The 19963-nt window shown below is 71.9% G+C and carries 16 protein-coding genes and 1 pseudogene; 11 read left to right on the top strand and 6 right to left on the bottom strand.

The window, feature by feature from the left end:
* The first annotated feature begins 3 nt into the window (after nucleotides 1–3).
* Both IPL61_27420 and IPL61_27415 read left to right on the top strand, forming a co-directional pair.
* Nucleotides 4–3564, top strand: a complete 3561-nt coding sequence (locus IPL61_27420) for a DUF4157 domain-containing protein (GenBank protein ID MBK9034950.1) — start codon at nucleotides 4–6, stop codon at nucleotides 3562–3564.
* The gene (locus IPL61_27415; GenBank protein MBK9034949.1) at nucleotides 3561–4481 is read left to right on the top strand and encodes a hypothetical protein; all 921 of its coding nucleotides are present in this window, start codon (nucleotides 3561–3563) and stop codon (nucleotides 4479–4481) included. The genes IPL61_27420 and IPL61_27415 overlap by 4 nt, the downstream gene beginning before the upstream one ends.
* Before the next feature lie 375 nt (nucleotides 4482–4856).
* Here the strand turns inward: IPL61_27415 and IPL61_27410 are convergent, their stop codons facing one another.
* On the bottom strand, nucleotides 4857–5984 hold the full coding sequence (locus tag IPL61_27410; GenBank protein ID MBK9034948.1) for a DUF4259 domain-containing protein: 1128 nt from the start codon (nucleotides 5982–5984) through the stop codon (nucleotides 4857–4859).
* Between the two features lie 63 nt (nucleotides 5985–6047).
* Between IPL61_27410 and IPL61_27405 the strand changes: the two genes are divergently transcribed.
* Nucleotides 6048–6503 carry a hypothetical protein gene (locus IPL61_27405; protein ID MBK9034947.1) on the top strand — a complete coding sequence of 152 codons (456 nt, stop codon included), beginning with the start codon at nucleotides 6048–6050 and terminating at the stop codon, nucleotides 6501–6503.
* A gap of 358 nt (nucleotides 6504–6861) precedes the next feature.
* Here IPL61_27405 and IPL61_27400 read toward each other — a convergent pair whose 3' ends face one another.
* Complete coding sequence (locus tag IPL61_27400) at nucleotides 6862–8739, bottom strand: hypothetical protein (protein MBK9034946.1); 1878 nt, start codon at nucleotides 8737–8739, stop codon at nucleotides 6862–6864.
* Nucleotides 8740–9466: 727 nt separating this feature from the next.
* On the opposite strand from IPL61_27400, the gene IPL61_27395 reads away from it, so the two are divergent.
* Nucleotides 9467–10411, top strand: coding sequence for a DUF1152 domain-containing protein (locus IPL61_27395; GenBank protein ID MBK9034945.1), 945 nt, complete (start codon nucleotides 9467–9469; stop codon nucleotides 10409–10411).
* A 318-nt stretch (nucleotides 10412–10729) separates the two neighbouring features.
* On the opposite strand, the gene IPL61_27390 is transcribed toward IPL61_27395, so the two are convergent.
* Together IPL61_27390 and IPL61_27385 are read right to left on the bottom strand one after the other, a co-directional pair.
* Nucleotides 10730–10978: a Bax inhibitor-1 family protein gene (locus IPL61_27390; protein MBK9034944.1), complete on the bottom strand. Its 249-nt coding sequence runs from the start codon at nucleotides 10976–10978 to the stop codon at nucleotides 10730–10732.
* 173 nt (nucleotides 10979–11151) lie between these two features.
* Nucleotides 11152–12138 carry a hypothetical protein gene (locus tag IPL61_27385; GenBank protein ID MBK9034943.1) on the bottom strand — a complete coding sequence of 329 codons (987 nt, stop codon included), beginning with the start codon at nucleotides 12136–12138 and terminating at the stop codon, nucleotides 11152–11154.
* A 210-nt stretch (nucleotides 12139–12348) separates the two neighbouring features.
* Between IPL61_27385 and IPL61_27380 the strand changes: the two genes are divergently transcribed.
* Nucleotides 12349–12606, top strand: a complete 258-nt coding sequence (locus IPL61_27380) for a hypothetical protein (protein MBK9034942.1) — start codon at nucleotides 12349–12351, stop codon at nucleotides 12604–12606.
* Between the two features lie 113 nt (nucleotides 12607–12719).
* Here IPL61_27380 and IPL61_27375 read toward each other — a convergent pair whose 3' ends face one another.
* Nucleotides 12720–13016 (bottom strand): hypothetical protein, encoded by a 297-nt coding sequence (locus tag IPL61_27375; protein ID MBK9034941.1) that lies wholly within the window; start codon nucleotides 13014–13016, stop codon nucleotides 12720–12722.
* A gap of 2727 nt (nucleotides 13017–15743) precedes the next feature.
* Between IPL61_27375 and IPL61_27370 the strand changes: the two genes are divergently transcribed.
* Together IPL61_27370 and IPL61_27365 are read left to right on the top strand one after the other, a co-directional pair.
* Nucleotides 15744–16187: a hypothetical protein gene (locus IPL61_27370; protein MBK9034940.1), complete on the top strand. Its 444-nt coding sequence runs from the start codon at nucleotides 15744–15746 to the stop codon at nucleotides 16185–16187.
* Complete coding sequence (locus tag IPL61_27365) at nucleotides 16153–16350, top strand: hypothetical protein (GenBank protein MBK9034939.1); 198 nt, start codon at nucleotides 16153–16155, stop codon at nucleotides 16348–16350. The genes IPL61_27370 and IPL61_27365 overlap by 35 nt, the downstream gene beginning before the upstream one ends.
* A 273-nt stretch (nucleotides 16351–16623) precedes the next feature.
* Here the strand turns inward: IPL61_27365 and IPL61_27360 are convergent, their stop codons facing one another.
* The gene (locus IPL61_27360; GenBank protein ID MBK9034938.1) at nucleotides 16624–17421 is read right to left on the bottom strand and encodes a hypothetical protein; all 798 of its coding nucleotides are present in this window, start codon (nucleotides 17419–17421) and stop codon (nucleotides 16624–16626) included.
* Nucleotides 17422–17783: 362 nt separating this feature from the next.
* Between IPL61_27360 and IPL61_27355 the strand changes: the two are divergent.
* The 4 genes and pseudogenes from IPL61_27355 to IPL61_27340 all read left to right on the top strand — a co-directional run bounded on the left by IPL61_27355 (nucleotide 17784) and on the right by IPL61_27340 (nucleotide 19917).
* Nucleotides 17784–18379 (top strand): annotated as a pseudogene (locus IPL61_27355) (DUF4291 domain-containing protein).
* Nucleotides 18380–18607: 228 nt separating this feature from the next.
* Complete coding sequence (locus IPL61_27350; protein ID MBK9034937.1) at nucleotides 18608–18847, top strand: hypothetical protein; 240 nt, start codon at nucleotides 18608–18610, stop codon at nucleotides 18845–18847.
* A 69-nt stretch (nucleotides 18848–18916) separates the two neighbouring features.
* Nucleotides 18917–19108: a hypothetical protein gene (locus IPL61_27345; GenBank protein MBK9034936.1), complete on the top strand. Its 192-nt coding sequence runs from the start codon at nucleotides 18917–18919 to the stop codon at nucleotides 19106–19108.
* Between the two features lie 335 nt (nucleotides 19109–19443).
* The gene (locus IPL61_27340; protein ID MBK9034935.1) at nucleotides 19444–19917 is read left to right on the top strand and encodes a hypothetical protein; all 474 of its coding nucleotides are present in this window, start codon (nucleotides 19444–19446) and stop codon (nucleotides 19915–19917) included.
* Nucleotides 19918–19963: the final 46 nt, after the last annotated feature.

The raw sequence follows: 19963 nt of genomic DNA, 5'->3' as shown, positions 1-19963 counted from the left end.
CCCATGCGCTCTGCTTCCCACCAGCGCGGACCGCAGTGCGAGGCGTCCGCCTCGCGCGAGGACCGCACCGCGCGGCCGCTGCGCCTCGTGAGCCACGCGAGCGCCTGTCCGCGCGGAGCCACATCCGTCGACCACGACCCCGTCACTCGCCTGCCCGCACTGCCCGAATCCCGGGTGCGCGAGTATCTTGACTTTGGGGGGACACTACACGAGGCCGAGGAGACCGCACCCAGCCCGGCTCGCTACCCCGGCAAGGTCACGCTGACCGCGGGCTTTCGCCCACGGCCGGAGCGCGACGGGGCCGAGCACCCGCCACAGAACGAGCAGATCGACAGCAAGTCGGCATCGCACCGCGCGGGGCGCCTCGCCGCACTTGACGACCCCTTCGGTCTGCACGTGCCGATCCAGGCCAAGGGCGACCTCCGCGACGCCAAGACCACGGCCGACCCGCGCGCGCTCCCGTCCACGTCCAGCGGCACACCGCTCCCGCCCGCCGTGCGCGCGATCATGGAGCGCGCGCTCCACGCTGATTTCGGCGACGTGCTGATCCACCCAGATTCGGCGCGGGCGGCCGCGCTCGGCGCCCGCGCCTATACCGAAGGCAATTCGGTGCACATGGCGCCGGGACAGTACGATCCGGAGTCGCAGGCGGGTCGCGAGCTCATCGGCCACGAGCTGGCCCATGTCGTCCAGCAGCGGCAGGGCCGCGTCGCCGTGACGAGCCAGGTGCGCGGCATCGCCATCAATGACGCGCCCGGCCTGGAGCAAGAGGCCGATGCGCTCGGCCAGCGGGCCGCGAGCGGCGCGGTCGCGGCCCCAGCCCCGGCCCTGTCCGTCGAGCGGCCGGCGTCCACCACGCCGGCGCCCGTCACCCAGGCCGTCGCGCAACGGCAGCCCGCGCCGCAGGACAACGAGGAGACGCTGGACACCGAGGTCGAGAACGCCGCGCAGCTCGAGCGGTCGAACGTCCCGGCTGAGCGGGCGTATGGCACGCGCCTGGTCTTGCTGCTGACGCTGATGCGCCCCGACGATATCGATGACGACGCGGTGCTGTTTCCGTTCATCGACAAGTGCCAGGAGCTCGCGCGCGACGAGCGGCTGACCCTGGGCTTCCTCACGTTTCGTCGCGATCGCAACACGATCCTCGAGGAAGATGGCGGTGGCTTCCCCGCGGCCTGGGCCGAGCGCATGTCCCAGGAGCTGCGCATCGACGCGAACCTGAAGGAGCTCGAGACCGCGTACCGGGCCGAGCGGAGCCGCGCCCTCGACGGCGTCGCAGCGATCGGCTCGACCGTCTGGGCGCGCGGGCTCCCTCTCACGCTCGATCAGGCGCGCCAGCTCGATGCCGACGGGCTGGTCCGCGACGTCCTGAACTACCGCCGCCTGGCCGCCGGCTCCAGCGAGCCCACCGATCGCTACGCCGCGGCGATGGCCTCGTGGCTGCGGCTCGCCGCGCACTACGGCGCCGTGCTCGAGCACGAGCGCGACCTCGCCGATCAGGTCCGGCAGATCCGGGCCGGCGAGCTCGTGGTCACCAGGCCGTACTACAAGCAACAGCGCGCCAAGTTCGCCGAGCTGCAGGCGGCGTTGCAGTTCGTGCAGCAGGCCGGCGCGGACCCCGCCACCGTGGCGCGCAAGTTCATCCGCGTCCTGAGCTGGACCGTCGGCGCTGGCCTCTATTCGTTCGGCGGCGGCGGCGTCGCCGCCACGTGGCCGCTCGACGGCGTCGAGGCGTACCAAACCGAGCTCGCCAAGCTCGACGCCCGCCTCGCCGGGGCGGCGTCCGCCGACTCGATCACGCGGGCCCTGACGTGGGCCCACGAACGCGGCTACCTCAGCGCCGCGGGCCGGGAGGTCTGGAACGCCATCAAGGCCGACGCGGTCAAGATGATCGCCACGGCCGTCGGTATCCTGATCCTGCAACAGATCCCCGGCGTGAACGTCGCGCTCGACGTCGTGCTGCTGATCGAGTTCGGGCTCGACGCGGTCGTGATGCTCGGCGAGGTGGTCGACACCCTCAAGGCCGCCATCCGCGCGAAGTCGGTGGTCGACATGGAGCACGCGTCGGCGATGATGGCGACGACCATCGTCGGCGACGCCGCCAAGCTGCTGCTGTGGGCGGCGACCTGGGGCGTCGCCAAGGCCTCCAAGCGGATCAAGAGCTACCGCGACGGCAAGAAGTTCCTCGAGGAGCACGGCCATGCATCGGAGGCGCGCGAAGCCCTGGCTGGGGCCAAGGGCGACATCGACAAGGCCAGGGCGACCCTCGCGAAGAAGCGCGCGCAGGAACAGCGCGCCCGCGACCAGGCCGACCTCGACCAGAAGCCGCCGCCCAGCGCGCCGCGCCCGGACGAGCCCCAGGGAGCGGGGCAGCAGGGCCCGGTCGAGTCCGGCAGTGGCGAGCCCAAGCCGCCTGAGCCGGGCCCCAAGTCCGCCGAGTCCGGCAGCGGCGAGCCCAAGCCGCCCGACCCCGGCCCGAAGCCTCCCGAGCCCGGCAAGCCGAACCAGCCACACCGGGAGGCCACGGACGTCGGCGTCCAGCGGCCTGGCCCGCAGCCGGAGCCGCTGCCGCGCGATGCCGACGGCCACTTGGACTTCAGCGGGCGGCACGGCAAGACCCTGGCGCGCGATTGCGACGCCAATCCATACGCGGGAGAGGTGGCCGCCGACGCCGCAGCACGTGCCCAGGCCGCGCAGCAGGAGGTGACGGCGCGGCTCGGCGAGTTGCAGCCCTGCTTCGTCGCCGGCACCAGCGTCCTGACGGGCGAGGGCCCGCGTCCCATCGAGCGCATCGAGGTGGGCGTGTGGGTCCTCGCCGAGGACCCCGAGCGCCCGGGCTCGCGACGGGCGTACGAGGTGCTCAACGTGTACCGCGGCCACGCGCGCGAGCTGCGCCACATCGTGGCTGGGGACACGACGATCACCGCCACCCTCAACCACCGCTTCTTTGTGGTCGACCACGGCTGGGTCGCGGCGCGTGATCTCGCGGAGGGGGACGTGTTGAGGACTGCCACCGGCGGGCTCGCTGCCATCGCGGCGCTCACCGACGAGCACACCGCCGAGGACGTCGCCACCTTCAACTTCCACGTCGCCGAGGTCTCGACCTACTTCGTCGGCGACGGCACGCCAGTCTTGGTCCACAATGCCAACCCGAACTTCGAGCGACCGCTGTGGTGGCTTTTCGGGAACAAGGCTAGCTTCCGGGCAGGCGACACCGACGGCGTGTCGCTGTGGAAAACCGAGAACGAGCACGACGTCAAAGACATGTTCAAGATCCGCAAGAACATCGACGGGCGCTCCTCGAGCGACGCACACAAGGGCTACACGGCGGAGCAGCTGGCGTCGCAGGGTATCGAGGTCGAGGTCACGCCCGGGAACGGCCCGATGGCGGGGCGCTTGCAGCACGGAAGCGCGCGGCCCGCGTCGCCGCAACCGTCCGACCTGGAGCCGACGTCGGCGCAGCCGAAAGGCCTCAGCGAGACGGGGATCCGTCGCGCCGTCGACGGCATCAATGCCAGCACGCCCGACGAGAAGGCGACCCCCAAGTCGATGGGGTGCAAGTGAGCGCCGACCTCGCCGCGGCGACCGTGCCCGACACGGGGGTGGTCCTCCGCCATCAGGTGCTGGCCTGGCCGGAGCCTGACGGCGTGGGTTGCTGGCTCGACGGTACGCGGGTGCGCCTGCCGGTCGAGTGGCCGCTCGACCGGGTGGAGCTGACCTCCGACGCGCGCTGGCTCGCGGCTTGGGGTGACCAGGGACGCCGGATCCGGGTCTGGCGCACCGACGGGATGACGCCTGCGCTGGACCTGGTCGGAGCAGACCGACGACACAGCCTGTCGGGAGGGCTCGCCACGCTCGGCGACCGGGCGTACGGCTTCGTGGCCCGGCGGGATGGCAAGCTGGAGATCCACGATCTGATCGACGGGCGCCCGTGCGGATGGCTGTCGATCACCGGATGGACCTGGTTCCACGTGCACCGGGTCGCAAGCCTCGCCGGTCGGTGGCTGGCGGTGCGCGGCCACGGCGACGGCGAGCAATACGACACGGTGGTCGTGGTGCCTGGCGACCATGCGCTCGCCGAGGACCAGGCGATCCAGATGGCGCTGACCCAGGGACCGGGCTTGCGCGAATGGGGGTACCAGCTCGCGGCCGGTCCCGTGGGCGCGAGCCAGGTCGCGATCTTCCGCGACCCCGAGTGGGAGCCCGATGACGATCCGGATCCGAGCGAGGCGTTCCGCGGCGTCGCGGTCCACGACCCGCGCGATGGCTCGGTGGTGCGGATCCCACTGCAACTCACCCTGGCGGGCGACCTCACCATCGGAGGCGATGGGCAGCGGATCGTGCTCGCGCACGCGGGCCAAGTCGACATCGTGTCGCGCGCCTCGGGCGACGTGATCCGACGTCCGGCGCTCGCCCTCGATCCCGAGCGTCTCGAGATCGCGCGACGCGATGGCGATCGCATCACCGTCGAAGCGCTCTGATCTGGATCGTGCCTCCGTGGAACAGCGAGCACACCCTGCGAGCACACCCTCGACCGGGTGGCGCCTCGACCGGGTGGCCCCTCGACCGGGTGGCCCCTCGACCGGGTGGCTGCGACCCGGATCAGGGGGATCCCGCCGATCCGGTTGGCCCGATCCGGTTGGCTGCGACCCGGATCCCGGGCCTCGGGCCGCGGCGTGGGCCGGCGGGCGTTGCGGCGCCCCCGGATCCGATCGGCTGCCACCCGGTCGTCGGGTCCAGGCGCGCTGGGTGGACGACGTCACCCTGTGCATCGCGTACCCTGCAGAGCTGGATCTCGAGCGTCACAACCAGCGCGACGACCAAACGAGGATGTTCGATCAGGTCGTCCAGGTTCGCTACGAGACTCTGACTGGCCACGGCGCGGTGGTCGCCGAAGCCATCGCTCGGCGCGACCTCTTCCACAGCTCGCCGCAGCCCGCCAGCCCCCATGAGCCGGAGCCGGAGCCGATGAGCAGCTCACCCGGATCCCATCGTCGACGCGCAGATCGCCGACGACGACGGCGGCCCGCTCGGCCGCGCCGGCGGCCCATCGCCACCGACGTCGGCGGCGGATCGTCAGGGGAGCGCAGCCGGTACGCGAGGTGCGGCACGTAGCCGCCGCCGAGGAACGTGGCGCGCAGGCGCTCGTCGAGGTCGACCGCGCCCCAGCGCACGATGTACTCGACGCCGACGCACTCGCGGCCGGGGACGTCGCGGACGCTGCCGTCGGGGAAGTACAGCGTGCACTGGTACGACGGCGGGTACTCCTGCGAGTACAGCGGGCGCGGCGCGGCGAGCGGCGCGGCGACGCCGAGCGGCGTCCAGCCGGCGATCGCGTCCTTCGCCACCCACAGGACCGCGAGCACCTCGGGCGTGCGGGCTGTGCGGGCCACCTTCGCAGGGGTCGGCTGCGCCTTCGACGTGCCGCCGAGGATCGCGAGGTACGGCGACTCCAGCATCTGCGCGACCACCCAGCAGCCAGGTCGCAGCGCCGTGGCGAGCAGCTGCCCCGCGATCCACGGCGGCGCCGGCGGCGGCGGCGGTCTCGGCGCGCGCGCCTTGGGCGGAGGGCCCGACGCGGCGTCGACCAGCCGCGCCCGCAGCTTCTTCAGCTCGGCCCGGAACGCCTTCGCCTGGGCGCCCTCGGCCCACAGCTGCGCCAGCTCGGACCGGCGCACATCCGCGACGCGATCGAGCGCCGCGAGGGCGCGCTCGCGCATCGCCTCGGTCGGCTTGATCCGCGCCGCCAGGGCGGCGACGTCCGGCGGTGGCGCCGTCGTCCCCGGCCGCCCGAACGCCAGCGCCACCAGATCGCACGCCGCCCACGTCGCGCTGCCGGCATCGACGTCGATCTCGTCGCTGGCCTTGGCCGACGCCACCGCGCGCAGCGCGCTGGTGACCGATCGCCCGGGCGCCTCCTCCGCCTCGGCCAGGAAGTCCGCCGCGCCGTCGTTGTCGAACGGTCCCAGTTGCCAGGTGCCCACGGCGCCACGCTATCCTGCGCGCCGCGCGCCGAGAAGTCGCCGCCGCAAGACATCGAACCCATCATGCCCCCGACCCGACGACGCCCGCGCTGGAACATCGGCGACCTCTACGCCATCCACCTGACCCCGCGCCACGACGCGATCGCGCAGCTGCTCGAGGACAACCATGTGGCGATCCTCGACGGCGCGGTCCCCGTCGGCAGCCCCGCCCCGAGCGCGGACGAGCTCATGAAGGGCTGGATCTACCGCGTCTTGTTCGTGGTGAACGAATTCCTTGTCGAGGCGACCCGGATCGGCCGCCTGCCATTCTTGATCGCCGACGTGCCGCCGGTGTTCACCGGTGACACCGCGCGCGGCTACAAGATCCACGAGGCCGATGGGAGTTCGCGATCCGCGACGCGCGTGGAGTGTCGCGGGCTCGAACCAATGTGTGCGTGGTCACATTGGAACCTCATCAACCGCCTGCGCGACCAGTTCCTCCGCGGCGGGTACGTGCCGTCCGACCGCCATCGCCCCTGACGCCCCAATCGAGGGTCGCCCCCAATCGAGGGTCGCCCCAATCGAGGGTCGCAACCTCTCGGAACACCCTGCGCGGGTGAACGCGCGACGGATCGCGTCGCGGAATCCCCGCCACTTCTCCCCGAAAACGCCTTGGGCCCGACGAAGGGGTCGAGTAGCAACAGGGGTGGAGTAGCAACCGATCGGCTCGCAGGAACGGGTGAGGTGCGACAGATCGCATCGCAGAATCGCCGGCCCGCCGGCGAGCTCGTGGTCACCAGGCCGTATTACAAGCAACAGCGACCCCGCCGATCCGGTTGGCCGATCCGGTTGGCTGCGACCCGGATCCAGGTCGCAGCGCCCGGACCCAGGGTCGCCGCTACCGCCGCGGCTTCCCAAGCAGCGCCTGGAAGTCGGCGCGCGCCAGCAGCGGCCCGAGGTGCGGGTCGACCTTCACGCGGTCGAGGTGGGGGTAGCCGAGCTCGACCGCGCGGGCCACCTGCGCCAGCGCGTCGTCGTGGCGCCCCACCGCCGCGTAGCTGCACGCGGCCGCGTGCGTGATGTGCGGATTCTCCGGCGCGTACTGCACCACCTGGTCGGCCATGCGCGCGCTGTCGGCGAAGCGCCGGGCGGCGTGGCTGACGATCAGCGCGTTGTTGGCGGCGTACAGCCACGACGTGCGTGCATATCCATCTGGCGGGATCGGCGCCGCCAGCAGCGCGCCGTAGACGGCGAGCGCGGCGTCGATGTTCGTGCCGTGGGCGGCGTGCGCGAGCGCGGCGACCTGGACGATCAGGCCCGGGTGCGCCGCGGCGGCGCGCGCCAGCCGCTCGACCTCGGCAACCTCCAGCGCCGCCGCGCCCTGCCGGGCCTGCACGAGCAGCAGGAGCTGCGGAACATCGACCGTGTCGCCGCGCGCAAACCGCGCCTCGGCGTCGGCCTGGCGCCGGCGGTGGCGCTCGACCGAGGCAGCCCGGAGCCGCGCGCCCTCGGCCGCCAGGGCCTGATCGGCGAGGGCCTGCTTGCACAGGCTCTCGAACAGGAACGCGGCGTGGGACAGCGCGTCGTCGTCGAGCGCGTCGAGCGCCGCCGGCGCCAGCGCGGGCGCCGCGAGCTCGCGCACCACCCGCGACGCCGCCGCGCGCTGGCGCGCGTCACCCAGCTTGGCGACCTTGCGCGCCAGGCTGTAGCCCGTGACGTAGCGCTCGGCCATCCGGTGCAGCGCGTCGCCGTCGTCGCGCCGGCCGAGCGCGTCGCACAGGCCAACCATCGTCTCCCAGTTGTTGTCGTTGTACGAGTTGGCGCCGAGCACCACCGGCGCCACCTCGGCGCGCGCCTCGTCGAGCTGCCCGGCCCGCACCAGCTCGTCGACCAGGTGCGGGCGCCAGTGCGTGTCGGGCCACCGGCACCCCGGCGACGCCAGCGCGCGCCGCAGCACCTCGCGCAGCAGCGGCGCGTGCGCGGGCGTGCGCTGGGCTGGGTCGAGCAGCGCGTGCTGCAGCCCGAACAGGTCCCACGGCTCGGCCAGCCCGCGGTGCGCGAACGCCGCCGCGAACGCCGCGACCACGTCGGCCTCAGGCGGGATCGCCGCCCACGCCGCCTTCATCTCGTCGAGCGTGGGCTCGGGCGGCGGCTTCACTGGTTCCTGCGCCTGGGGCACGCCGCCGAGCGCCCGCAGCACCTTGCGCGCCTCCGGAGCCAGCGCGTCGATCACCCGCTGCTGGTCGGCCAGCGGCTGCTCGCCCAGCCAGGCCCGCCACAGGTCACACGCGTGCTCGACGTACCAGCGCGCCTTGCGGCCGGCCGCGTACAGGAACCGCATGTAGCGCGGCGCCTCACCCATGCTCCAGGCGTGCCAGTCCGACACCGCGGTGCCGTACTCCTCATCGATCGGCCGGATCACCGCGGCGATCGGCTGCCGCTGGTGCAGCCGCTGCAGCGTCGCGTCGACCGCCTCGTTGAACGCCGCCCACTGCTCGCCGGTGGCCTCGCCCTGGTCCGCCCGCGGCCCCGGACTCGGATACGTCGCCGCCACCACCCACTGCAGCGAGTCGGCGTCGTGCAGCAGCACCACCACACGCTCGCCCACCTTGGCCTCGATCGTGTCGAGCGCCACCGGCGCGCCGAGGCCCTTGATCGGGGCCCGCAGCGGCTCGCGCAAGATCGCCACCAGCCCCCACGTCTTGCGCGCGCACGACACCCCATGCCCGACGTGCAGGTACGGCCGCTCCGCCGACGCTTCCGGAGCCCGCAGCACGACCGCCCTGTCCGTCGCCCCCCGGGGGGCCGGCTTGGCTGGCGCTGCCGACCTTGCCGCCGCCTTCCCGGCCGGCTTCGTCGTCGCCCTCCGCGCCGCCGTCCCCGCCCGCCTGGACGGCTTGGCTGCCGCCGCCTTCCTGGCAGAGGCGGTGGCCTTGGCCGTCGGCGTCGCCCGCGGCTTGCGCTTCTTGTCCCCACGCTTGGCTGCTGCCACGCCGCGAGCGTACACGCCGGCGCCCGCTCCCGCGCCTCACCTGGTCAGCGCGCCACGAGGCCGAGCGGATCGCCCCGCGATCCGGGTCGCAGCCCCGATCCGGGTCACCCCGATCCGGGTCGCAGCCCCCGATCCGGGTCACCCCGATCCGGGTCGCAGCCGATCGGATCGGGGGCGTCACCGGGGCCGGGTCGGCATCGTGTAGCCGTTGTCGATCAGCACCCCCGCGACCGGGTGGCTGCGACCCGGATCAGGGGTCACCCCGATCCGGGTCGCAGCCGATCGGATCGGGGGGGCGTCACCGGGGGCCGGGTCGGCATCGTGTAGCCGTTGTCGATCAGCACCCCCGCGACCGGGTGGCTGCGACCCGGATCAGGGGGGGCCGATCGCAACGCAACGTCGCGGCGTGGCGAGCGAAACTCGACGGAGATGCCTCGCTCGTGGTAAGCTGCGCCCGTTGTCGCAGCGTCGAAAGCGCAGTCGGTTGAGGCGGGCACCACGGACAACTTCGATCGCAGAGCCTGCGCTCTTCGGCTATCTGGCGCAGTGCGAACACATCCTGATCGCCGGCGCGGGCGGTGGCTTCGATGTGTACGCGGGCCTGCCGCTGGCGCACGCGCTGTGGCGGCGCGGTCAGACGGTGCACCTGGCGAACCTGAGCTTCAGCAATTTGGCGCTGAACGGTGCGACGCAGCTCGGCCCGGCGCTCTACGAGGTCATCGCGGAGACCCAGGGTCGGGATATGTATTTTCCTGAGCGCGCGCTGGCGCGGTTCCTGGCCCAGGAAGATCTGACGGCGACGGTCTACGCGTTCCAGCGCGTGGGCGTGCGACAGTTGCTCCTCGCGTACCAGACGCTCGTCGCGCGGCTCGACCTCGACGCGATCGTGCTGATCGACGGAGGGACGGACTTGTTGATGTTTGGCGACGAGGCCGGCCTGGGCACCCCGGTCGAGGACATGACGAGCCTGGCGGCGGTGGGACAGCTACCGATCGCGCATCGCCACGTGGCGTGTGTCGGCTTCGGGATCGACGCGCACCACGGGGTGTGTCACTCGCACTTCCTCGAGAACGTGGCCGCGCTGGAGCGCGACGGCGCGTACCACGGCGCGTTCTCGATCTCGCGCCACACCAAGGAAGGCGCGCTCTACTTGCGCGCGGTGGCCCACGCGGTGCAGGCGCACGACGGGCCCGCGAGCATTGTCAATGGCAGCATCGCGGCGGCGCTGGGTGGCGCGTTCGGCGACGTGCAGTTCTCGCCACGCACGGCGGGGAGCGAGCTGTACGTGAACCCACTGATGGGGCTGTACTTCACCTTCGACCTGATGGGCGTGTGCAACCGGAACCAGTACCTCCGTCAGTTGGTCGACGCGCCAAGCGTCGTCCACGTGGAGGCGATCATCAGCGACCATCACCAGCACGCGTCGCGGCGACCCCATCGGCTGATTCCGCACTGACATCGCGCGGTCGCGAGTCGAGCGGAGCGCCCCGATCCGATCGGCCCCGACCCGGTTCGGGGGCTCCCGATCCGATCGGCGGCGACCCGGTTCGGGGGCTCCGGCGGGCCTTGTCGGGGCCCTCCTCGACCGGGTGGCTTCGACCCGAAGCGGACCCGGGATCCAGGATCAGGGACGCAGCCACCCGGATCGGCGGCCACCCGGATCGGCGGCCGGCGCTTCGGCCACCCGGACCGGCGGCCGGCGCTTCGCGCAGGCGCCGGCACGTCGCCGATCCGGGTCGCGGTAGATCCGGGTCGCTGCCAGCCGGATGGATGGCTACTCGTCGCGGCCGAACGACATCAGGAACTGCAGCACGTACCAGAACAAGGTCGCGATGGTGGAGAACAGCAAGAGCGCGGCGGCGACGTGGGCGGTGGGCGGGAAGTCCCGCGCGATCTGGCCGGTCTGGTACAGGATGTAGCCGGCCATCAACAGGATCATGGCGCCCGCGAACACGGCCCCGAGGCTGAAGCCGAAGATCATCGAGGCCACGATGATGCCGAGGGCGGCGAAGCTGCCCACCATCAAAGGCGCTGCGGAGGAACGAGAAGTCGCGGCGGGTCACGAACACCGTCAAGGTCAGGCCGACGAGATCGCCAGCGTGACCGTCGCCGCTTGCAGGATGACCGTCTGGGCATCGCCCGCGCCCAGCAGCATCGCGGCCCACAACAGCGGTTGCAGCAGCGGGGCCTGCGCGATCACGCTGACCCCAAGCCCAGGTACTGCAGCGCGCGCGACGATCGCGACCACGCCAGGCGATCGCCGACGTAGCCGACGCCCATGAACAACGCCAGCACCAGCAGCCAGTTCCAGGTGCCGGCGAACGCCCACCGGGACATCGCCAGGCTGGTCTCGGGGAAGAACCTCATCATGCCGCCGGTGAACACCGCGAGCGCGACCAGCGCGACGCCGAGGTGGGCGGTCTTGCCAGGAACGCCATGCGGTCCCTCTCTGACCGAGCGTGGCTGAGGCGAGGGGATCGAGCGGGGGGACGAGGCTGCGGCGGCATGGGGCACCTCCGGTGCGGTTAGCCACCCATGCGGCCGCGGGTCGTTGTCAACAAGCCGCAAGTTTCGAATGAAACATTCGATTATATCGAAGTGTCCGCTGATCGACCCGACCGTCGGCCCGCGACGGTCGCCGCGAGATCGTAGTCCGTCGAGTTGCCCCAGATGTCCGAGTTCGCGAAGCCGAGCGAGGTCGCGCCGCCGGATGTCCGGCTCAGCCCGGTGACGTTGCTCGAGATGATGCTGTTCGCGATCGAAACGTCCGCCGACGCACCGGCGACGGCGTCGACCCGCGGCGGTAGGCGCGCCATGGATCGTGCTGTTCACGACGTCAGCGCTGATGGCCCCGGGTGCTGGCCTGGACGAGGACCCCGTCGTTGGAATGCTGTGGACCACCGCGTTCGCGATCGCGGCGCGCCGCCGACGACGAAGCCGGGCCGAGTTCCTGATCGTGAAGGCGTCCAGCACCGGCGCGCCGCTCTCGACGCGGACCGCGGCGCCGGTCGCGTTCGTGACCGCGAGGCGGACGAGCGTCGTCGCGCCGCTGCGCATCGTCAGCCCCGTCGACGCGTTGTTGATCGTGAGGTTGCGCACGTCGGCGTGCCGCTCGCCGTCGGCAGCATGAAGAGGCCCTTCGGGAACCCAGCGTCGATCGGTCAGGGTCGCGGGCCCGAGCACGACGAGGCTGTCCCTCGACACGAAGCTCGGCGCGGCTCAAGACGTCCCCAGACTCCATGACATCCGTGCTCGCAAACGTCAACGTCACGCCCGACGCGATCGTCAGCGTGACCCCGACGCGACCGTCAGGTCGCCCTGCACAATCGCCGAGGCGGTCACCGTCGTGGATGACCAGAGCTTTCCGTACAGGCCTGGCGTCGGATCACCTGGATGCGGCAGCGCGCCGAAGGTCGCTGCCATCGTGTGCGCCGAATCGCCCCGGCGGATTCGACGTCAGGCGACTTTCCAAGTGATGACGGGATCAGGTTCCCCTGGATGATGCCAGGCCCGACGGTCGCCCCGGAAGGTATGTTGGAAGAACGAAAGACATTCGTGTACAACAAGGACACCGCCGCCTGTGACGCGCGCAAGATCGCCCCCGTGGCGATGCTGTTGCGCACGCTCTCTACAGACGTGCCATTGGCGTAGATCAGAATGCCCAGGGTCGAGATCGTGCGGTGTTCGACATCGACCGTGCCCGCATCGACCTGTAGGCCATACGTGAAACTTGTCGTGCTGCGAATCGTGACGTCGTTGAGGCATCACGGCCCCCCCTGGCTGAACCACGACCCCGAAGACGACGCATTCACGATCGTGGCGTCGTTGGTCGTGAGCGGCGCGCTGCTGGCCTTGCCAGATGATTGCCCTGGAGCGCCGGTGATGCGGACATGCGAGGCTGCACGGAGGTCGCGGTCGTGTCGACGAGGATGCCGCCGGTCGTCCAACGTCACCGGCTGCGCCGTGGTGCCCACCGCGGCGAGCTCGCCGGCGACGGAAATGGCGTAGCTGTTGCTGGCGAAGATGACCGATGCGCCTGGTTCGATCGGGTGATGCCCCAAGCGGGACGGTGACGCTGCCCTGGAGTCGATACGGCGAACCCGCCGGCGTCAGACCTGATTGACGATATTGGTCCCGGCCGGAATGACCGTGTCGGCGCGAGATGGCCTGGCGGTCATGGCGAGCGCGGCCATGCGCCGCGGCGACCGCAGGCGCGGTGCGCGTGCTCGTCAGGTTTCCGGTGCTGCGGGGTGTGTTCTGGAGCATCAGGACCTCACGTTCTATGCCGGACGTTCGAGCGTTCGAGGGGGCAGGTAGCTTCTCGGCGCTTCTCGGCCTGTCAGCCCGCCCAGATCGTCTCCGGGCCGTGCGGCAACTGGCCGACCATCGCTGGGCGTCAGGGGGCATGGGCGCCCGACCTATCGACGGGCGAGCGCCGTCGTTGCGGGAGCCAGACAGGCGGCCGGACCAAGTGCGTCGAGACTCGCGCTGACCGCCGCCCTTGGCTCGATCGACGACTCCCTCCTCGCCTCGCCCATGCTCCGCCTCGCCCCATCGCCGCGACCTTATCCCAAAGCGGGATCAGGACGCAAGAGTGCCCGCAGTTCTGGGCGTTCGGTCACGCATGCCTCATCGTTAGATCGCGTTTGCGAAGCAGCCCGCGCGGCAGCAGCGTTCCGCGTCGCACGACGTGATCGCGATGAGATGTCGATCGGCTGCATCGTGGCGTTTTAATTCGCGGATCGAGCGACTTTCATCCACTCCTGCAGTGGCGCTCGGGTCCGAGGAAGATCTAGCGCACAGAAGAAAGCCCGCGTCTGCGCGGCGTGGCGATGGTCGAGTCGCGTCCGGATCAGTCGCAACCCATCAGTACGCGGTCCGCAACGCCGAGCCGCGCTCGTGTTTCAGCCGCGGCCGGCATCCGGGCGCATCCGCCTTTCACCCGGCCGCTCGCCGCGCTACGCTTCCCTCACGGACTCTACGATCAGGGCTCGAGCTCGAGTTGCGCGACCACCCGCGGTGGTCCCAGCCCTGGCGACGGCGCCAGCTCCTGGCGGGCATCACGCCCGCCGCCGACGTGTGCAGGTTTCGCTGTCGCTGCGTCAGGCGCGCGCGCGGTCAGGTCGCGACGGTCAGGTGGCGCCGTTCCGGACCGGGTGTACGCTCGCCCGATGGTGCGACTCGGGACTGCGCCGGCGGTGCTGGCGGCCCTCGTGGCGGTCGCCTGCGGCCCGCGGCGACAAGCGAGGCCGAACGACCGACCCGCCACCGCCCTGCGACCGGCACCGCTGCAGCACCGCAGGCGCTTCGCCGTACCCGGTACGGGCACGCCGGACGACGCTGCTGGCCCGGGGACGCCCACCCTGGTCGTTGGCACCCTCGGCGACGACGCGGCTGACCGCGCGATCGTCCTTCGGGCGGAGCGGGTCCGCGAGCTGTTCGCGGGCGCCCGATCGTGCCCGGCGTCGATCGACCTCGCGGCAGGCCCGTCGGGTGGCCGCCCAACCCCGATCCTGTACGGCGGCGCGCAGGTGAACGCCCGTGGTCGCGGCGCTCGGCGGCGGCGGTGCCGCTCCGTCGACGCCAGGCGGATCGTGGTCGGCGGCGAGACCTACGCCGGCGTCGGCGAGCGCGTGATCGCGGTGGTCCCCGCTGATGCCACTCACCCGGCGTTCTTGCTCTACGCCGGCACCGGCACCCCGGGCGTCGCGGAGATCAATTCGATCCGCCACGGCGAGGCCGCCTGCTCGCCGACGTGCGTGGTCGGCTCCAGACCGGGACCTGGGTGCGGGGCGCCGACGGCGGGTGACCCGCGACGCTGGCGGCGCGCGCGGCGGATCGCGTGGCGCACCGTCGACCGCGCGGTCGCAGGCGCCACAGGTGCGGGTGGCGTTCCCCGCGCAGCTCGCGGCGGCGCCCGACAGGCGGCGGTCGTCGGCGATCGCCCGCGGCATCGCGCGCGCGCAGCCGAGCGCCTGCACGGAATCGCCGCCCGGCGGCGATGACGATCTGCGTGTACCCGGACCGCCGCAGCAGGAGACGCTGACCGGCGACCCGGGCGATGGCCACGCGGTCGCGTCGGGCGCCGCGCTCCCGTGATCCGCTTTGACCCGGCGCCCGACGGCGGCCTCGAAGCGGCTGGTCCCCACGAGGCCACGCACGCGATCACCGGTCAGCTGTGGGGTCAGCCGGCTCGGGGCTGATCGGCGAAGGCATCGCGGTGTGGGCGTCAGGCCAGTACGGCGGGCGCGCCCTCGCCGACTGGCAGCACACGCGCGGCGATCGCCCCCGGTCGCCGCGCTGCCGATGAAGAGCGTTCCGGGCCAGGCCCGGGAGGCCGACACGTACCCGCTCGGCGGCCTGCTGGTCACCATCGCGGTCAGGCGGGGTCGGCCTCGACGCCGTGCGCGACCACCTGTTCAGTGCGACCGCCGGAGACCTGGGCGGACGCGTGCAGGGCCGCCGGCACGACCGCCGAGGCGCTCGATGCCGCGCTGGCCGCGCGCCGCTGATCGCGGCCGGCGAACCGGAGCCCCGAGTCGCCCCGAGAAACCGAGTCGCAACCGATCGGATCGGCGTGATCTGCTCATGGATCACGACACCTAGGGCAGGCTGGTCGAGGTGTCGAGTTCCGCTGCCGATGCACCGGAGAACCAAGGCGCCGGAGAACCGAGGCGCAACCGATCGGATCGGCGGATCGTGCGGAGCTGGGGCCGCCGGGCCGCGGTCCCAGCCGCACAACCGGGCACGGCCTTGCGCGCGGTCTCGGCTTCGAACATCCTCGGCGGATGACGACCAAGAGCCTGGCATGGGGGGCGGCGGTGGTGGCGCTGATGCTGGCCGCGTGTGCGATGAAGCCCGTCAACACCCGTGCGCTCCACATCGAACCGACGCTACCGCTGGTCGCGACCAAGATCCCACGTCCACTCTATGTCGTGCTCGATCCCACGCAGGTCCCCGACGAGTACACCATTCCTGCGCGGACCACCAAGGAGATCCGCATACTGGAGATTCGCGAGTTCGTACGCCGCGACCTCCGCGACGCCCTGTCCTCCATGTTCGCCGTCGTGACCGTCGTCGGCCTCGACGACGTGGCGCCGCCCGACGCGATGATCGCGCAGGTCCAGATCCAGCGGTTCGCCGCGGAGATCGATCAGGTGACCTCGGGCGACCTCATCGCGGGGCGTGTCTGGACAGATGGGCTGGTCGTTCGCGATCCGCAAGATCGATGAGCCCGAGTTCAGGTTCTCGTATGCCGAGACCGTCATAGGCACATTCCCCCTCGAGAAGGTCGACCAGACCGCCGAGATGATGGAGTCGACGTACCGGATTGCCCTCGAGCAGCTGATGGCGCGCCTCTCGGACCGTGAGGTCATGGCCCGCCTGTCGGAGTGACGCGCGGAGCGCCGTCGAGCAGCTGATGGCGCGCCTCTCGGACCGTGAGGTCATGGCCCGCCTGTCGGAGTGACGCGCGGAGCGCCTCGACCGGGAGGCCGCGAACCGGAGCCCGCGGAATAGCTTTCGGTCCCTCGATACGGATCCTCGATCCGGTTGGAGGCGACCCGGATCCCGGCGACCCGGATCCCGGGCGCCCCGTGTTGGAGCGGGCGCAGCTCGTCGACTGTGCCCCCCTCAACCGGTTGGCTGCGACCCGGGGCCGGCGCGGGGTCACAGCCGGAACGGCGTCGCGTCGGCGGGGACCGGCTCGCGCAGCGCCCGCCGTCCGGCGCCGCCGGGGCGCTCGGCCTCGGCCCGACATAGCTCGGCGACCAGCGGGTGATCGCGCGTGTTGAGGCGCAGCGACCACAGGGCCGAGCCCTTGAACGCCAGCGCCAGCAGGTCGGCCGGCGCCAGCCCGAGCACCGGGAACACCTGGACGCCTTGCTCGGCGGCTCGCCAGGCCCACAGATCGAGGTCACCGTCGGTGCGGATCGCGCGCGTCGTCAGGTCGACGTCGAGCCCGACGGCGGCGAGGGCGGCAGCGTGCGCGCGCCGCCGGCCACCGGCGAACCACCGGCGCTCGGCGAGCCACGCGCCGACGTGGGCGCGCACCCGGTCCGTCCCGTCGAGCACCCCGACGAGGCGCGCGACGGCGTCGCGCCGGCCGGTCGCGAAGAACTCGGCCCACAGCAGATCGAGGTGGATCGGATCCTCGATCGGCAACGTCAGCGCGTCGGGGAAGCCCGGGGCGTCGACCTCGACGATGCGCTCGACCAGCGGCGCGTCCGGCCCGCGATAGGTGGCGACGACCTCGGCGAGCGCGGCGCGGGCGTCGTCGGCCTCGCGCGCGATGCGCCCGAACAGGTAGATCAGCGGCCCGAACCGACCGAACTCCTCGGGCGGCGCGCTCGCGAGCAGCGCGAGCGTCCCGGTCAAGGCCAGCGCGGCCTGGGTCGGTCGCGGATCGCGGTAGTACCCGTGGATCACAGCCGCGAAGGCTCGCTCGACGTCAGTGGTCGTGGTCATCGAGATGCCTCCCGCGGGCACGATCGCACGAGGCGCGGCGCGCCGCCATCGCCGGCCGCGGGATCGACCCCGCTGGATTGGGTGGCCTGGACAGCCACCCGGATCGGGGGCGACCCGGATCCGGGCGCGCCGCCATCGCCGCTCTCGGGAATAGGGTCGCAGCGGTCCGGCAGAAGGTTCGGATTCGCAATTCGTTGCCCTTCGCCCGCACGACACCCGTGCTGGAGGTCCTGCTCGCGGAGGTCGCTCGCCATCCGGAGGGCTCCGTCCGCGTGCTCGGCGACCTGGTGCGGCAGATGCTCGACTACGATCCCGCGACGGCGACACGTCTCGCCGGCGCGTTGCGCTGCTAGAGTCGCGTCGTGGGTGCGCGTCGCGAGATCCGGGCTGACTACGATCGCGACACGATCGTCGTCTATCAGGCGTACCCGCCGGCGATCGCGGAGCCGGCGATCGCCGCGCAGCGGTTCGTGGCGCCGTTCTCGCTCTCGCGGATGACGTGGATCAAGCCGTCGTTTCTCTGGCTCATGCACCGCAGCAACTGGGGCCAGAAGGCCGGTCAAGAGCGGACCCTCGGTGTCCGGCTCCACCGCGCGGGGTGGGAGCGCGCGCTCGAGCTGGGGGTCTTGACGTCGCCCGAGCGCGCCGTCTTCCGGACCGCCGACGAGTGGGCGCGACAGTTTCGCGACGCCGTGGTCCACGTGCAGTGGGACCCGGAGCGCGACCTGCGCGGCGGGTCGCTGAATCACGACAGCATCCAGGTCGGGCTCGGACGGAGCATCATCGGCGAGTTCGTCTCGACGTGGGTGAGGTCGATCGAGGACCTGACCCCGCGCGTCGCGAAGATGCGCGAGCAGCTGCGGTCGGGGCACGCGGACAGGCCCGGCGCCAGCTGCCGCCCGAGCGCGTCTACCCGGTCGCACCGGACGTCGCCCGCCGCTTGATGATCGGCGCGTAGCCAGGTCCGCGCAGGTCCGCGTCGCGGCCAGTCGCTCGAAGGCCGCAGGTCGAGCCGCAACCCATCGGGACGCCAGCGGGCAGTGATGACCGAGCGGCGGCGGCTCCAGCAGGTGTTGCGGTCAACGGACGTGGTGCCCGATCTTTGGCAGGGAGTGCGAGGGTCAGACACCAGGCGACGTAAGATCGGCGGCTTACGCGTGGCGAGGCAGTTGCATCAGGTCGGACCATGCGGACTCCGCCCGCGCTCGTGCTGACGCTCGCGCTCTCGTCGGTCGTGACCGGTTGCGGCCGCCACAACGGCGCGGTGGTCATGGGCATCGGCATCGCGACGATCGTCGCGGCGCCGATCGTCGGCTCCGCCGCCAGCGAGCCCCCGCCCGATCGCAGCGACGGGGCCCCGGACGGGCTGCACCTCGATCTCGGGCCCGCCGTGGTCGGGGCACCCTCGCGATCACCGGCGTGCTGATCGTCGTGGCTGGGCTCGTCGGCTGGGTGCGCGCGAACGCGGACCAGCGAACCTCGCCGGGCGCCGCCGGTGGCGCCCATCGCGGAAGCCACCAGTCCCCACGCTCGCACGCTCGAGCGCGCCGTCATCCGCGCGCGCGCCGGCAACTGCGCCGCGGCGCTGCGACTCGCGGACGAGCTCTTCGATCTGGACGAGTTCTTCTACGACGCCAACGTCCGCCGCGACCCCGCGCTGGCGGCGTGCCTAGCCGCGCGCGACTGACCGCGGCGACCTGCTGAGACGCGGACCTTCCGCTGCGGGCCGACCGGGTGGCCTGCCGACCGGGTGGCCTGGCGACCGGGTGGCTGCGGCCTGCCTGCCTGACCTGCCTGCCTGCCTGCCGACCGGGTGGCCGGTGGGGGGTGGCCTGCCGACCGGGTGGCGGCCGACGCGGGGTGGGTCCGACGTGGCTGCGACCCGGGGTGAGGGGGCCGGGCGGCGACGCGGCTCGGGGCGCCCCGCGGCCACCCGTTCGAGAAAAGGTTGCGACTTCTGCGGCAGCACGTCTCCTGTCAACAATGCGGACATCGTCCTGCGCGGCCCTGATCATGACCGCCTTGCTCGCGTCGCTGGTGTCATGTGCCTCCCGCCCGGGTTGGCACCGAAACCGCTACTACGCGACATCGAGCGACGAGGTGGCCCGGTCCGTGGAGGCGGTCCTGCGTGAGCTGGGCTACCAGTACGTGCAAGTCGGCGACGGCCGACCCGACTATCGCGTCGGGCCTTTCTGGTACGGCGCGGGGCACCGTCCGATCGACCCGCCCGCAGGCCGCGTTCCCGACGGGACCGAGCGAGCTGATCTGTGGGTGGGCGTCGGCGGTAAGGAGAAGTTTGGCTACTTCCTGCACGTCAGGGGCGTGGTCTATCGCTACCGCGGCGGCAAGCCTGTGTTGCAGCATCCCAACAGACCGCCGGGCTTTCAGCGCAGCCACCAGGAGGTCCGCTTCAACTCGACGCTCGCTGCGGTCGTCGATCCGGTGTTCGTCAAGGTGTACGAACGCCTGAAGGCGTCTGCGGTCAACCCGCCGTAGCAGCTCGGGTCGCCGCAGGTTCGAGGCTGGTCAGCGCTCGAGCCTG

This window comes from Myxococcales bacterium (assembly GCA_016717005.1).
In the GTDB taxonomy this organism is placed as follows: domain Bacteria; phylum Myxococcota_A; class Polyangia; order Haliangiales; family Haliangiaceae; genus UBA2376.
Note: the sequence above shows the minus strand (reverse complement) of the source record. Positions and strands in the feature narration are given on the sequence as shown.